We start from the raw sequence: 14,654 nt of genomic DNA, 5'->3' as shown, positions 1-14,654 counted from the left end.
CCTCCCGCTTCTTAAAGGCTGTCTGAATTTATGAAGCGGGAGAGTGTAGATTACGTTTTATCAGGATCCTCATAGCGCCGTTTAGCATCCAGCGCCTCCTGCTCGGTTTCGTGCTCGCTAATCAGCGAGTCCGGTTCAGGGTGGTCAGCACGCAGTTGATACCAGGTTACCGTCTCCTGCTGGCCTCCTTTCTCAACGGTAACAATACGGGCTTCACGCGGGTAAGGCGGTCTTGTAGGCATAGCGCTTCCTTTTTTATTGGTAGAGCTATGAGTATAGCCAAAGGCCGCGATCTGCAATCAGCTCGCTCGCGCCAGCAGCAGCGCCGCCTGAATATCGGCCACTACCTGCTCCGGCGACTGGGCGGCATTGACAATATGATGCGCGGCCTCGCGGTAGAGCGCGTCGCGCTGGGCCAGCACCTCACTGACCTCTTCGCTTATTGGCCTGCCGGTGAGCGTCGGACGCTGCGCCTCTTCAGGGAAGGCCTCCAGCCGCTCTGCCAGTACCGCTACCGGGGCGCAGAGATAGATGACCATGCCCGTCTCGCGCATAAAACGGCGGTTAACCTCGCTGAGAATAATCCCGCCGCCGGTCGCAATCACCGTTCCAGGCGCTGAGACGGCCTGCAACGCTGCGGTTTCCCGAGCGCGGAAACCGGGCCAGCCCTCTTTTTCAACAATCGTCGCGATGGTCATCTGCGCCAGCTCCTGCAGCGCGTGGTCGGTATCGACAAACCGGCAGTCTCGCACCTGAGCCAGCTCAGCACCGATGGTGGATTTTCCACAACCGCGAGCGCCAATTAAAAAAATGGGTAACGTCATGACCTGGTGTTCTCCCCTGTTCCGCGATCTGCGGAACACAAATAGTTGAAGCGCCATACTATTACACTAGTACGAAAAATACGTAAATAAAACGTTACGAGTTTATGATGATACTGCGATGAATGGCGTGTTTCAGCGTGTAAAGATAAAATGGCATCTGTCGCGCCACCTTACTTTAAAGGGCGTCCCGTTGACAAGTCCTGCCGTGCTCGCGCCAGCAGCCACTTATCCAACTCGGCGGCAAAATGCTGGCGATCGCGCTGGGAGAGCGTATCCGGCCCGCCGGTCTGTACGCCGCTGGCGCGCATCGTATCCATAAAATCACGCATCGTCAGCTTCTCGCGGATGGTGGCCTCGCTATAGCGTTCGCCCCGAGGATTAAGCGCCGCCGCGCCTTTCGCCAGCACTTCCGCCGCGAGCGGAATATCGGCGGTGATCACCAGATCGCCGGGGCTACACAGGCGCACAATTTCGTTATCGGCGACGTCAAAGCCCGCCGGCACCCGCAGGGAGCGGATGAATTTTGAAGGGGGCACGCGCAGGGTCTGGTTCGCCACTAGCGTCAGCGGCGTCTGTGTCCGTTCCGCTGCGCGAAACAGGATCTCTTTAATTACATTTGGACACGCATCCGCATCCACCCAAATTGCCATAGCTGCTCCTGAATAGTTTATGGTCACTATGATAAGCTATAACTCCCCCATTAATCACACATTCAGGGAAAAGGCGATGGAGAAAAAGATCGGATTTATCGGCTGCGGCAATATGGGCAAAGCCATTCTGGGCGGGATGATTGCCAGCGGCCAGGTACAGCCAGAGCAGATTTGGGTCTACACCCCGACACCTGAGAAGGTCGCTGCCCTCAGCAGTGAGTATGGCATCAACCCGGCGCAGAGTGCGCAGGAGGTCGCGCAGATCGCCGATATCGTCTTTGGCGCGGTGAAGCCCAACGTGATGATCAAAACGCTGAGCGAGATCACCTCCAGCCTGAATAAAGAGACGCTGGTGGTATCGATTGCCGCAGGCGTCACCCTTGACCAGCTGGCGCGCGCCCTTGGCCACGATCGCAAAATCGTGCGCACCATGCCTAACACCCCGGCGCTGGTCAACGCAGGCATGACCTCCATCACCGCGAACGCACTGGTGACCCCGGAAGACGTGGCCGACGTGCTGGCTATTTTCCGCAGCTTTGGCGAGGCGGAAGTGGTGGCCGAATCGATGATCCACCCGGTGGTGGGCGTCAGCGGCTCTGCCCCTGCCTACGTCTTTATGTTTATCGAGGCGATGGCCGACGCTGCCGTGCTGGGCGGTATGCCGCGCGCGCAGGCCTACAAGTTTGCTGCCCAGGCGGTGATGGGGTCAGCGAAAATGGTGCTGGAGACCGGCAAACACCCTGGCGAGCTGAAGGATATGGTCTGCTCACCGGGCGGCACCACTATTGAGGCGGTGCGGGTGCTGGAGGAGCGTGGATTCCGTGCCGCAGTGATTGAAGCGATGACCAAGTGCATGGAGAAATCCGAGGCGTTAAGCAAACTTTGACAGGTGCGGCTGTAGGCCCGGTAAGCGTAGCGCCACCGGGCATGACTTTGCTAAGGCTGCAACGCCGGGCGGCTCTGCGTTTGCCCGGCCTACAAAACCGCCTTATGCCGCCACCTCCGTGCGGCCGCGACCGCCTTTCTTGGCTTTATAGAGCGCCATATCGGCGGCCTTGAGCCACTCGCGGTAGTTCTCCGTGCCAGGGGTGAGCGGTGCGAGGCCAATGCTGATTTGCAGCGTCAGATGCGGGGCGCAGGGTAGCCGGATCTCCGCCAGCGTATCGTGAACCCGGCTCATTGCCGCCAGCGCGCTGTCGACCGGCGTACCGCTCATGATCACCGCAAACTCATCGCCGCCGAAGCGCCCGATAATATCGCTTCCGCGCAGGGTCATCTGAAGATGGCGGCTGATGGCGATAATCGCCTCATCCCCTACGTCATGGCCATAGGTATCGTTGATGGTCTTAAAGTAGTCGACGTCGATCAGCAGCAGGGTCGCCATCCGCTGGTTGCGTCGGCAGCTCTCAAACTCGTTGCGCAGCAATATTTCCCAGTGCCGCCGGTTATAGACGCCGGTCATGCCGTCGCGGGTGCTCATAATGCGTAGGCGCTGCCTCTGCCTGGCGAGACGGGTAAACGTACGAAAGCTCACCCAGGCAAACAGCGGCGGATAGAGCAGGATAAACGGCAGGCAGAGCCACCACTCCAGCGGCGCACTGGTAAAGGTTATCGCCGTGCCGGTAAGCTGGAGCATCACCAGGCTTGCGCCCACTAGCAAGACGATGCCAATACCAAACAGCCTTGGGCCACCCATGCCCATCAGCATCAGGCTGACCATCATCACCAGCACCGCCGACGGCATGATGTTCATTCCCATCACGCCGATCCAGATCCCCGCCAGAATAGCGTCAATTTTGAGGTTGTTGATTTCAGCGGCATGAGGATCGCTTGCGCGGCTCGCCAGCTGCCAGGCAAGATGGGGCCAGACAAAAGACCAGCTCAAGAGAAATAGCCACCAGCCTCCGGCTACGGGCTGGGAGGTCATGGCGCCACCTAAGGGAAAGAAGAGGCATCCAAGGCCAAAAATACGCGGCAAGCGCAGTCGCCGGGCAAACAGCTGGCCAGACAGGAAGTGCTCATCCTGACTGGGGGTCTCAACCCATTCCTTGTTAACAGCGGTTTTAGAATAAAGATTGTTATCATTCATCATTATTGGGAATATTCTGAAACATTTCCCAAAATTATAGAGAGGTGCGGCGGGGAGAAAGTATGATATTTCGGGTGAGAGGAAGATCACACTCACCCGATAGGGTTAAGCTTACCGGGAGCGCGGGTGGTGCAGGAGTTTATTTAGGTACTGCTGCAACAGCTCGGTGTCCTGGCTGGGTACCTGCGAGTCAGGGCCAGCCGCCTCCAGCGCGCCTTCGATACTTTGAATCAATGCCAGCTGCTCCGGCTGAGCCATATGACGCAGCAGCGCGGTAACGACAATTTCCAGCGCCTCAACCTGCGCGACCAGCTCTTTAGACTCTTCTTCCTTTTCCGCTAGCTTAACCAGCAGCTCTGCAATCAGGTTTTTCATCGCGTACCATCCTCATACACAACTCTTTAAGGTTTTCAGCCAAATTTATCATGGCACGTTACGTAAAAATAACATTTTTAATACTATTTTTGCGAAGCACCAGCGGCAGTTCGTCTGGTTTGTCTAAGTATGATTGCCAGCTGCCAGATATTAATCAGCACCACTACGGCGGTGGCGATGAACACCCAGCGGAAACCGGCCATTGCGGAGATGCTTGCCCCCATCAACGGCCCGGCAACGTTACCCAAATACATAAACGACTGGTTATAGCCAAAAATGCGGCCGGTCACCTGATCGCTCGAATATTTCAGCAGCAGCGTCTGCACCGCAGGCAGCATCGCCCCGTCAGCAAACCCCAGCATAAAGCGTAAGATACCGAGCTGTAGCGGCGTGGTCACGAAAGACATAGCAAAAAAGAGCGCTACCGCGCAGATTAGCGTCGCCATCAGGATCCGCGCCGTGCCAATCCGATCCCCAAGCTTGCCCAGGCGCGGGGCCGACATCAGCGCTGAGACGCCCGGCACGGCGGCAATCATACCGCTCAGAAAGGCGATATTACTGCTGTCCGGAGCCAGCGACTGGACAAATAGCGCCAGAATCGGTCCCACCGAGCCGTTACAGAGCTGGATCACCATGGTGGTCACGAACAGGCTCACAATCAGCTTCGGATAGGGCAGGCTGGCAAACACCGCTTTGCCGGTCAGGCGCTGCGCCTTGCTGACTTTGGGCCGTCCCCCCTCTTTAATCAGGAACAGGGTTACCAGAAAGCTGACCATCAGCAGCGTGGCGGTGATGAAAAACACCGCTCGCAGGCCAACGTGATCGGCGAGAAAGCCCCCCAATAGCGGGCCGCCGATGACGCCGCTGATCTGCGCCGTGGAGAGCGTGCTGAGCGCCCAGCCGCTGCGTTCGCGCGGCACCTGGGAGGCCACCAGCGCCATCGCGTTGGGAATATAGCCGGAGGTGAGCCCCATGATGGCCCGCAGAAAGAGCAGCTGCCAGACGTTAGTGGCAAAGGCCTGTAGCAGAATGGCGATCGCCATCCCCAGCGAGGCGCGGAGCAGCATCAGCTTGCGCCCCTTGCGGTCAGCAAGGCTTCCCCACATGGGCGAGACGATGGCCGACACCAGAAAGGTCACGCTAAAGGTTAGCCCGGACCAGATCGACAGCGCCTCATGCGAGGTCACGCCCATCTCGGCAATATAGAGCGGCAAGAACGGTAAAATCTGGCTGATTGCAAGGCCGGTAAAAAAGCAGCCAAACCAGACCGAAATAAGATTAACCTTCCAGGATTCCATAAGCATCTGCAATTATTCAGGTTTTAACAGCAGGCTCCAGCATAGCATAACTGTGGATTATGCTTAGCGGCACTTAATGGCATAACCCATAGCCACGCATCCCCAGATGAAAATGGTTGGCATGGGCGGCGTTGTAGTCTGGCCCCAGGCCGTTACCATAGTAGCCGCAGCTGGCGCTCAGCATCGCCCGCAGCCAGGGCTGGGTTTTGTCCTGCTTCCAGCCGCGCAGCACCGTCACCTGCTGGCCGTTGGCGAGGCGAAAGCCGCTGATGTCCAGCGCCTCGGCGGTGGCGTGCTCACTCAGCCGGGCGTTGGCGCGATGGTATATATTGCGGCAGGCATAGCTGCCAAGATGATCGATACGCACCAGCTCGCTGGACATATACCGCGCGGTCAGCGGCCTGGCCTGCTGCTGCACAAAAAGCGCCGAGCTGAGCGCCAGCGGGCAGGAGGCGAGAAAGCTGCTGCTGAGCTTAACCGGGCCAAAATCCCGTACCCGTACGGTATGGGTCAGCGGACAGGTGCCGGTGCTGTCGGCGACGGGCTGGGAAGCGATCAGCCTCTTTTGGTTGGCCTCCACGAGCAGGGCGTCGCACTGCTCGGGCGTCAGCCGCTTAAGCTTAAATTGGGTAATACGGCCCGGCGGATCGTCGAGGCGCAGCGGCGCAAAGGGGTTGTAGTATGAGGGCAGGTGACGATAGCCCACTACTCCTGCCCCTACGATAAGTAAAAAAACGATGGCTCCTGTGCCTCTCACGCGCTCCCCCTTTAATCACCTAAAAACATTATGGCAGAAGCGCGCGAATCACGCGTTTTGCCGTGGTAAGGTATCTTTTTTCCGGATAATAAGAGTGGATGTGGTGATGGCAAAAATGCGGGTAGGGATCGTTTTTGGTGGAAAATCAGCAGAGCATGAAGTCTCGCTTCAGTCAGCAAAAAATATCGTCGACGCTATCGATAAGAGCCGCTTCGAGGTGCTGCTGCTGGGGATTGATAAACAGGGGCAGTGGCACGTCAACGACGCGGCTAACTATTTACAGAACGCCAGCGATCCGGCACGTATCGCGCTGAATCCTTCCGCTATCAGCGTGGCGCATATTCCCGGCAGAGAGACGGCGCAGCTTATCAACGCCGAAAGCGGCGCGCCCCTGCCAGCGGTAGATGTGATCTTCCCTATCGTTCACGGCACGCTGGGGGAAGATGGCTCCCTGCAGGGGATGCTGAGGATGGCCAATCTGCCGTTCGTCGGTTCCGGCGTGCTCGGATCGGCGGCATGCATGGATAAAGACGTCACCAAGCGCCTGCTTCGCGATGCCGGGCTGAAGATTGCGCCTTTCATCACCCTCACTCGCGCTAACCGTCAGCGATACGCTTTTGCTGACGTGCAGGCGCAGCTGGGTCTGCCGCTGTTTGTCAAACCAGCTAACCAGGGCTCGTCCGTAGGCGTCAGCAAGGTCACCAGCGAGGCGCAGTACCATGCCGCCGTCGACCTCGCCTTTACCTTCGATCATAAGGTGGTGGTAGAGACCGGCATTAAGGGGCGGGAGATTGAGTGCGCCGTACTGGGGAACGATAATCCCCAGGCCAGCACCTGCGGTGAGATCGTGCTCAACAGCGAGTTCTATGCCTACGATACCAAATACATCGATGACAACGGCGCGCAGGTAGTGATCCCGGCGGCGATCGATCCGGCAGTGAACGAAGCCATTCGCCAGACCGCTGTTGCCGCCTACCAGACGCTGGAGTGCGCCGGTATGGCGCGGGTGGATGTCTTCCTGACCGACAACAACGATATTATTATCAATGAGATTAACACCCTGCCCGGCTTTACCAACATCAGCATGTATCCCAAGCTGTGGCAGGCCAGCGGCCTCGGCTATACCGATCTGATCAGCCGCCTGATCGATCTGGCGTTAGAGCGCCATCAGGCCGATAGCACCCTGAAAAGTACCATGGCTTAATCCTGCGACTCTGCCGCTGTCTCTTCCTCGGGACGGCGGCGAATAATCAACCCCGCCAGCCAGAAACCGATCACCCAGGTGACCAGGCCGACCGCGTAGCTTTGCCAGCCCTTCGCCTCAAAACCCAGCAGCCCAACCACGCCGTTAAGAATAAAGATCAGCCCGATAGCAAAGGCGTAGTAGTGCCAGTCACGGCGAATTTTGGCAGGCAGTTTCATAGCAACTCCGGTAGAGAAATACAGCATCGCAGCATATTACCCACCGCAAGCCCCTGGTGCATGCGGAAAATCCGAAATCGTTAATAAAACGCAACAAAAGTCATGAATTTGTGACTAGAGATGTAAAACCTTAAATAGGGCTAATAATAATGCGTAAATTGTCACCAATCTGATATTGACAATGCGCCTGACCTGTCAAAATCAGCCTGAATTACTGGTGTATTACCAGCTCAATAACGCGTATCGGAGGTCACTATGGCAGAATTTATGATGTCGAAGCCCTTTGCCAACGAGAAGAAACGAGACGCCTCCACGCCGGGCAATATCGCTTATGCTGTCTTCGTGCTGCTCTGCTTCTGGGCGGGTGCGCAACTGCTGAATGCGCTGATACATGCCCCTGGCGTGTTTGAAAATCTGATGCAGATGCAGGAAAGCAACCGGCCACGCATTGATATGGGACTTGGCGTGGGCACGATTTTTGGTCTGGTTCCGTTTCTCATTGGCAGCGCCCTGCTTGGCGTTATCGCCCTGCTGCTGCGCTGGCGTCACTATTAACGTGACGCCGTAAGTAAATTAATTCGCTTGCATACAGCGCGCCCGACGATCGTCCACGCGCTTCGCAAACCAGGCCGTTGTCAGGTTGCGGGTGATCTTCGGGCTCTCAAGCTGGATCCCCGGCAGCAGCGCTCTTGGTAGCGTCTTCCCACTCTTCTTCTCCGCCAAACGATAGACCCCTTTGTAGAGTTCTGTCTTCTCAAACTCCTGGCGATCGCCCTGCTCCAGCTGATCGCGGATCTCGGCGTCGCTGAGGCCCAGCTGCGGCCCTAGCTTGCGCACCGCCCGCTCGGTGCTGCCCGCCTCACGGCTGCCGTAGAGGATCACATCGCCGTCCAGCGCCAGCTTCACGCCGCTGGCCTTGCTGACCGCGCTCTGGAAAGCGGCATTGCGGCTGGCGTACCAGCCAGCGTTAAAGTCGGCGAAGCGGTAGAGCGGCTCGCTGTAGCTGGCCGGGTAGTTAAGCAGATGGTAGGTCCCGAACCACAGGCCGCCGCGCCGGGAGAAGACCTCCTGACGTACGGTGCCCTCCATCTTCCACGGATAACCTCGGGTATGCTGCTCGGCAAAGGCGATGCTGACCTGCATCGGCCCGCCGGTGTGCACCGGATTAAGAGAGCCAAACAGGGTCTGTCCCAGCGGAACGATATTAATCAGGTCGTCGAAGATCGCGCTAAGCTGCTTCTCGGTTTTGACGTTATCGAGCCGCTCGGCGTAGCTTTTGCCGTTGGGCGAGGGAACCTTTAGCGCGGTGCGCACCACAAAAGCGGGAATGTGCAGCCGCCCGGCGCGCTTCTCAATCTCCTGCCAGGCGATTTTGTTTAGACCCGGTACGGCAGGATCGGCCTGGTAGTTCGACTCCTGCTGCGCCACCGCCAGCACCGAGCAGACGTTCTCCCGCGTCGGCGCAAGAGACTGGCTCTTGAACGCGGTGGCAAGATCCTCTGCCCAGGCGTCACGATCCTTTACGCTGGCAGGGATCTTCTGCCGCACCAGCTTCGCCACGTCCACCGCCTTCTCGCCCTCTTTGAGGGGTGGCGGTTGCGAGGTGCTACAGCCGACGAGGATCGCCCCCGCCAGCAGGGTTAAACTGCGTGATGCTTGCATAGCCGCTCCGGTCATTAGCTGAGTGAAGTTGTCGCGTGTACCACATCCTCACCGTCAAGTTCACGCTCAAAGGTACGTAAACGCTTATAGATAGACATCAGTTCTACCAGCGTGGTCCAGGAGTTGATCAGGTACTGGAACGAGCTGCGCACCTGGTCGAAAACGTTGGTGATCTGGGTCATCAGGCCGAGCGTAATCGTACCGGCAACCATCGACGGAAACAGCAGGAACAGGCCGAAAACGTTGTCGATTTGCAGATAGAAAATGCGCGCAATGTTGAAATACATGTAGTGGAAGTAGAGGCGGAAGTAGTTCCGCCGCACCGCCCCAAACAGCTCGCGCACGGTAGGGGGCGAGGCGCGCTCAGGATCGTCCTCGCCATAGACCAGCTCTTTACGGTAGGCCGCTTCGACGCGCTGGTTCTTAAACTCCAGCCCCGGCAGCTTGATCCCCACCACTGCCAGCAGGCCGGTTCCCACCAACGACCAGACAATGGCGGCGATCACCAGCCCGTAGGGGACGTGGCCGACGATCGGCAGCTCCGGCACATGCGGCGACAGGGCCACGAGGATCGGCAGAAACGCGATCAGCTTCATTATCGCGTTGAGCAGGCTGACGCCCATATCCTCCAGCGTTGAGGAGAACCGCATGGTGTCCTCCTGTACACGCTGGGCCGCGCCCTCAATATGGCGCAGGCGATGCCAGTTGGCCATGTAGTATTCGTTCATCGCGGTACGCCAGCGGAAAACGTAGTGGCTGACGAAGAAGTTATTCAACACCGCAACGGTAACCGCAATCATCGCGATGCCAAGGAACACGCCTGTTTCACGGTAGAACTGGTCGATGGTCACCTTATGCGGCGCGCTGAGGGCGCGCTGGATCAGATCGTAAAACGGCGCATACCAGGCGTTGATCGCCACGCTGACCTCGACCATAAACCAGGTGACAAAGATAATCAGCGCGGTGCCAAGAATCGACCAGCGCTGCCAACGGTGTGGGGCGTAGGTAAACCAGAACAGGGCAAACGCACCCACGCACAGGGCGTAGTAAGCATAAAAAATCAGGAAGCTGCCGGACCAGAAGCGCGACGCGCCTATTGGGGTCTCTTTAGACGCCCCTAAAATACGGGTTAACCAATCCCCGCCGCCCGCCTGCCAGAAGATGACGGCGATCAGCGACCACAGGATCGCCGAGAGCAAAAACGGTCCCGGCTTGGGGAAAAAAGATTTAAACATGAAATACTCCTGCGACGGCTCACTCTTATTGTGTGGTTAATTCGCTATGGGTATGAAAATACCGAAGCCAGTGAGATTACCACAAGCGCGCTATGTCAAAAGAAGACATTGTGTTGCAGGAAAAAAGCGTCTGTTTACCCGGCGTTACGCTTGACCGCAAAATAAAGCGCTTTTCCGGGCTTTGCATCGGGCCGGTAAGTAGTATAAATACCCTCTATCTCTTTAACTTTTGTGATGGATGCTGTCGTTGAAACGTTGCCTGCTCTTATCCACCCTGTTGTGCGCCCTGACCTTTTCATCAGTAAATGCGGCACAGACCTCTCCCGATCCCGAATTTGCGTCCGATATTGTCGATCGCTATGCCAACCATATCTTCTATGGCAGCGGCGCGACCGGCATGGCGATGGTGGCGATCGACGGCAACCAGCGCGTGTTTCGCAGCTTCGGTGAAACGCGTCCGGGCAACAACGTGCGTCCGCAGCTCGACTCGCTGATCCGCATCGCCTCTATCTCCAAGCTGATGACCAGCGAAATGCTGGTGAAGCTGCTCGACCAGGGCGTGGTGAAGCTCAACGATCCGCTCAGTAAGTATGCGCCTCCCGGTGCGCGGGTGCCGAGCTGGCAGGGAACGCCGATCACCCTGGTGAACCTCGCGACCCACACCAGCGCCCTGCCCCGCGAGCAGCCCGGCGGCGCGGCGCAACGCTCGGTCTTTACCTGGCCGACGCGCGATCAGCGCTGGAACTGGCTCTCTACCGCCACGCTGAAAACGGCCCCCGGCTCACAGGCGGCCTACTCAAACCTCGCCTTTGACCTGCTGGCCGATGCACTAGCCAACGCCGCCGGTAAGCCCTACCCGCAGCTGTTTGATGAGCAGATCGCACGCCCGCTGGGGATGAAGGACACCACCTTTACCCCCTCGCCGGATCAGTGCCGACGCCTGATGGTGGCGGAGAAAGGGGCCAGCCCCTGCGATAACACCCTGGCGGCAATCGGCAGCGGCGGCGTCTACTCCACGCCGGGAGATATGATGCGCTGGATGCAGCAATTCCTCTCTTCGGACTTCTACGCCCGTAGCAACCAGGCCGACCGGATGCAGACCCTTATCTACCAGCGCGCCCAGTTGACCCGCGTGATAGGTATGGACGTGCCGGGTAAAGCCGACGCGCTGGGGCTGGGCTGGGTCTATATGTCACCAAAAGATGGCCGACCGGGGATTATCCAAAAAACCGGCGGCGGCGGTGGATTTATTACCTATATGGCGATGATCCCCAAGAGCAACGTTGGCGTTTTCGTGGTGGTGACCCGCTCTCCGCTGACCCGCTTTAAAAATATGAGCGACGGGGTTAACGACCTGGTCAGCGAGCTGAGCGGCAACCAGCCGCAGATCGTCCCGGCCTCCTGATCCGCTCCCCGCTCCGGGGTGGTTAACGCCTGTTTTGGCGAAACACCCCGGAGTTGATTGGGTTATAATAGCCCTCTGACTCACCAACCTCAGGCATACCATGACCGATTTAATTACCCGCCCGCGCCGCCTGCGCAAGTCTCCCGCACTGCGCGCCATGTTTGAAGAGACAACGCTGAGCCTCAATGACTTCGTGTTGCCTATCTTTGTTGAAGAAGAGCTGGACGACTATAAAGCCATCGAGGCCATGCCGGGCGTGGTGCGCATTCCGGAGAAGTATCTCGCCCGTGAGATCGAGCGCTTCGCCAACGCGGGCATTCGCTCGGTCATGACGTTTGGTATTTCCCACCACACCGACGCCACCGGCAGCGATGCCTGGAAAGAGGATGGCTTGGTAGCGCGTATGTCGCGGATCTGTAAGGACGCGGTACCGGAGATGGTGGTCATGTCCGACACCTGTTTCTGCGAGTACACCTCCCACGGTCACTGCGGCGTGCTGTGCGATCACGGCGTGGACAACGACGCAACCCTGCTCAACCTGGGCAAGCAGGCGGTGGTTGCCGCTGCCGCCGGGGCTGATTTCATCGCTCCGTCTGCCGCAATGGACGGCCAGGTGCAGGCGATCCGTCAGGCGCTGGATGCCGCAGGCTTTACCGATACGGCGATCATGTCCTACTCTACCAAGTTCGCCTCCTCCTTCTACGGCCCGTTCCGTGAAGCAGCCGGAACGGCACTGAAGGGCGATCGTAAAACCTACCAGATGAACCCGATGAACCGCCGGGAAGCGATCCGCGAGTCGCTGCTTGACGAAGCACAGGGCGCAGACTGCCTGATGGTTAAGCCCGCAGGCGCGTACCTCGACATCCTGCGCGATATCCGCGAGCGTACCGAGCTGCCTCTCGGCGCGTATCAGGTCAGCGGTGAGTATGCGATGATCAAGTTTGCTGCCCAGGCCGGGGCTATCGATGAGGACAAAGTGATCCTCGAAAGCCTTGGTGCGATCAAACGCGCCGGTGCGGATCTGATCTTCAGCTACTTCGCGCTGGATCTGGCCGAACGGAAAATCCTACGTTAAACCGCCGTGCCCGGTGGCGCTCTGCGTGCCGGGCATCCTAAAGTTCACCTCTCTGTCACATAAACAACATCTCGTCCTTCTACTGTCTGCCTAAGACGGATGGAGGAGCCACCATGTTTAGTCTCGACAGCGTTCTTGATGACCTCTGGCCTCAGGCCAGGCCCGCCCCCTGGCAACGCAATCTGCTAAAACGCCTGCTCTACGAGGAGGAATTTCAGCAGTTCGCCGCCCGCCATCGCCACCTGAAGGGGCTGGATATGGTCGAGCAGATCCTTGAGTACCTTCGCATTCGCAGCACCCTCTCCGCCCACGACCTTGAGCAGATCCCCGAGCATGGCCCACTCATCATTGTCGCCAACCATCCCACCGGCACCCTCGACGGCCTCACTCTGCTTCATGCCGTCTCCCGCGTGCGGCGGGATGTCAAAGTCGTTACCAACCGGATGCTGACCCATCTTCAGCCGCTCAGCTCGCTGTTTATTCCCGTCGATAACCTGGGCGGACGCACGCGTAAATCCTCGCTGCTGCAGATGGAAACGCAGCTCCAGCAGGGCGGCGTGCTGATCTTCTTTCCAGCGGGCGAAGTGTCGCGCCTGACCCGCCACGGTATTGGCGACAACGCCTGGCACAGCGGCTTCGTGAAGCTGGCGGCAAAGTTTCGTACACCGCTGCTGCCGGTGTTTATTCGCGCTCACAACAGCCCGCTCTTCTACGCCAGCACGCTGATCTCCTCTACCCTGCCGATGCTGCTGCTGATGCAGCAGATGTTTCGCCGCCAGGGCAGCAGCCTGCCCATCACCCTCGGCCAGCGCATCCCCTGGGAGAGCCTGCATAATCCGCACGCCAGCGTTCGTGAGACGGCGGAGCGGTGTCGCCAGCACGTTATCCGTCTGGGCAAAGGTCTGCCGGGGCTGTTTAAAACCGAGTGCGCCATCGCCCGGCCGGAGCCGCGGCTACTCCTGAAACGCGCCCTGGCACAGGCGGAGTGCCTCGGCCAGACCACGGACGGCAAGACCATCTACCTCTGGCAGCGCAACGGCGAGGAGGATGTCCCGGTGCTACGCGAGCTAGGTCGGCTGCGGGAGATCGCCTTTCGCGCCGTGGGGGAAGGCAGCGGGCAGCGGCGTGACATCGACCGCTATGACGATGACTATTTGCATTTGATCTTATGGGATGAGGCGGATCTGGAGATTGTCGGCGCGTACCGCTTTATGCCCACGGCGCAGCAGGTGGCGCAGCAGGGATTGGGCGGGCTGTACAGCTACAGCCTGTTCCACTATGACGATAAAATGGATGATATTTTACAGCATGGCATTGAGCTCGGACGTAGCTTTATTCAGCCGCGCTACTGGGGCCGTCGCGGACTGGACTACCTCTGGTCGGGCATTGGCGCATACCTGGCGCGCTACCCGCAGTACCGCTATCTCTTCGGCCCGGTGTCGATCTCCGGCGGCCTGCCTCCGGCGGCGCGGGATCTGCTGGTGGCCTTCTACCGCCTCTGGTTTCCACCAGTGCATCCGCTGGCCGCCTCCCGTCGCCCCTGGCCTGCCTCGCTTCCTGAGGTGCTGGCCCAGTTTACCGGCGACGATTACACCGAGGATCTTACCCGCCTGAAGTCGCTGCTCGGCAACCTGGGCTGCGGCATTCCTCCGCTCTACAAGCAGTATTCAGAGCTGTGCACGCCGGGCGGCGTTCAGTTTATCGACTTCGGTAGCGATCCGGACTTCAACCACTGCGTGGACGGTCTGGTGCTGGTGGATCTCACCCATCTGAAAAGCCAGCGCTATGCGCGCTACATCGGTGCGCATCTGATGCCGGGTTAATGCCCGGTGGCGCTACGCTTACGCGGGCCTACATACCTC

Annotated in this window: 16 protein-coding genes; 6 read left to right on the top strand and 10 right to left on the bottom strand. The window is 58.7% G+C overall.

Annotated features, from left to right (window positions below; translation table 11 throughout):
- Positions 1-50: 50 nt before the first annotated feature.
- The 3 genes from yaiA to EV102420_RS10635 all read right to left on the bottom strand — a co-directional run bounded on the left by yaiA (position 51) and on the right by EV102420_RS10635 (position 1,474).
- On the bottom strand, positions 51-242 hold the full coding sequence (yaiA, locus tag EV102420_RS10645) for a protein YaiA (protein ID WP_042391943.1): 192 nt from the start codon (positions 240-242) through the stop codon (positions 51-53).
- 57 nt (positions 243-299) lie between these two features.
- Complete coding sequence (gene aroL / locus EV102420_RS10640; RefSeq protein ID WP_042391554.1) at positions 300-824, bottom strand: shikimate kinase AroL; 525 nt, start codon at positions 822-824, stop codon at positions 300-302.
- Positions 825-994: 170 nt separating this feature from the next.
- Positions 995-1,474, bottom strand: a complete 480-nt coding sequence (locus EV102420_RS10635; RefSeq protein WP_042391552.1) for a YaiI/YqxD family protein — start codon at positions 1,472-1,474, stop codon at positions 995-997.
- A 76-nt stretch (positions 1,475-1,550) separates the two neighbouring features.
- On the opposite strand from EV102420_RS10635, the gene proC reads away from it, so the two are divergent.
- Positions 1,551-2,360, top strand: coding sequence for a pyrroline-5-carboxylate reductase (proC, locus tag EV102420_RS10630; protein ID WP_042391549.1), 810 nt, complete (start codon positions 1,551-1,553; stop codon positions 2,358-2,360).
- 102 nt (positions 2,361-2,462) lie between these two features.
- On the opposite strand, the gene adrA is transcribed toward proC, so the two are convergent.
- From adrA to EV102420_RS10610, 4 genes are all read right to left on the bottom strand, one after another.
- On the bottom strand, positions 2,463-3,578 hold the full coding sequence (gene adrA / locus EV102420_RS10625; protein WP_165570662.1) for a diguanylate cyclase AdrA: 1,116 nt from the start codon (positions 3,576-3,578) through the stop codon (positions 2,463-2,465).
- 96 nt (positions 3,579-3,674) lie between these two features.
- A complete protein-coding gene (gene iraP, locus EV102420_RS10620; RefSeq protein WP_042391548.1) occupies positions 3,675-3,938 on the bottom strand; it encodes an anti-adapter protein IraP in 264 nt (87 codons plus the stop codon).
- A gap of 83 nt (positions 3,939-4,021) precedes the next feature.
- Entirely contained in the window at positions 4,022-5,236 is a 1,215-nt protein-coding gene (locus EV102420_RS10615) for a multidrug efflux MFS transporter (RefSeq protein ID WP_042391938.1), read from the bottom strand.
- Between the two features lie 73 nt (positions 5,237-5,309).
- Positions 5,310-5,993, bottom strand: a complete 684-nt coding sequence (locus EV102420_RS10610; RefSeq protein WP_042391547.1) for an extensin-like domain-containing protein — start codon at positions 5,991-5,993, stop codon at positions 5,310-5,312.
- A gap of 106 nt (positions 5,994-6,099) precedes the next feature.
- Between EV102420_RS10610 and ddlA the strand changes: the two genes are divergently transcribed.
- Entirely contained in the window at positions 6,100-7,197 is a 1,098-nt protein-coding gene (gene ddlA / locus EV102420_RS10605; RefSeq protein ID WP_042391937.1) for a D-alanine--D-alanine ligase, read from the top strand.
- Here the strand turns inward: ddlA and EV102420_RS10600 are convergent.
- Positions 7,194-7,415 carry a DUF2754 domain-containing protein gene (locus EV102420_RS10600; RefSeq protein WP_042391546.1) on the bottom strand — a complete coding sequence of 74 codons (222 nt, stop codon included), beginning with the start codon at positions 7,413-7,415 and terminating at the stop codon, positions 7,194-7,196. The genes ddlA and EV102420_RS10600 overlap by 4 nt on opposite strands.
- A gap of 255 nt (positions 7,416-7,670) precedes the next feature.
- On the opposite strand from EV102420_RS10600, the gene EV102420_RS10595 reads away from it, so the two are divergent.
- The gene (locus EV102420_RS10595; protein WP_042391545.1) at positions 7,671-7,970 is read left to right on the top strand and encodes a DUF2755 family protein; all 300 of its coding nucleotides are present in this window, start codon (positions 7,671-7,673) and stop codon (positions 7,968-7,970) included.
- 18 nt (positions 7,971-7,988) lie between these two features.
- On the opposite strand, the gene EV102420_RS10590 is transcribed toward EV102420_RS10595, so the two are convergent.
- Both EV102420_RS10590 and sbmA read right to left on the bottom strand, forming a co-directional pair.
- A complete protein-coding gene (locus EV102420_RS10590) occupies positions 7,989-9,077 on the bottom strand; it encodes a DUF1615 domain-containing protein (protein ID WP_042391543.1) in 1,089 nt (362 codons plus the stop codon).
- A gap of 14 nt (positions 9,078-9,091) precedes the next feature.
- Positions 9,092-10,312, bottom strand: coding sequence for a peptide antibiotic transporter SbmA (gene sbmA, locus EV102420_RS10585; RefSeq protein ID WP_042391542.1), 1,221 nt, complete (start codon positions 10,310-10,312; stop codon positions 9,092-9,094).
- A gap of 247 nt (positions 10,313-10,559) precedes the next feature.
- Here sbmA and ampH point away from each other — a divergent pair, with 247 nt between their 5' ends.
- From ampH to olsF, 3 genes are all read left to right on the top strand, one after another.
- Positions 10,560-11,717, top strand: a complete 1,158-nt coding sequence (gene ampH / locus EV102420_RS10580; protein ID WP_042391541.1) for a D-alanyl-D-alanine-carboxypeptidase/endopeptidase AmpH — start codon at positions 10,560-10,562, stop codon at positions 11,715-11,717.
- Between the two features lie 100 nt (positions 11,718-11,817).
- Positions 11,818-12,792, top strand: coding sequence for a porphobilinogen synthase (gene hemB, locus EV102420_RS10575; RefSeq protein WP_042391540.1), 975 nt, complete (start codon positions 11,818-11,820; stop codon positions 12,790-12,792).
- Between the two features lie 113 nt (positions 12,793-12,905).
- Entirely contained in the window at positions 12,906-14,615 is a 1,710-nt protein-coding gene (olsF, locus tag EV102420_RS10570) for a bifunctional ornithine lipid synthase OlsF (RefSeq protein WP_042391539.1), read from the top strand.
- Positions 14,616-14,654 lie beyond the last annotated feature (39 nt).

Origin of the sequence: Pseudescherichia vulneris NBRC 102420 (assembly GCF_000759795.1) — a bacterium.
Taxonomy (GTDB): domain Bacteria; phylum Pseudomonadota; class Gammaproteobacteria; order Enterobacterales; family Enterobacteriaceae; genus Pseudescherichia; species Pseudescherichia vulneris.
This window is presented reverse-complemented; position numbering and strand designations above follow the sequence as displayed.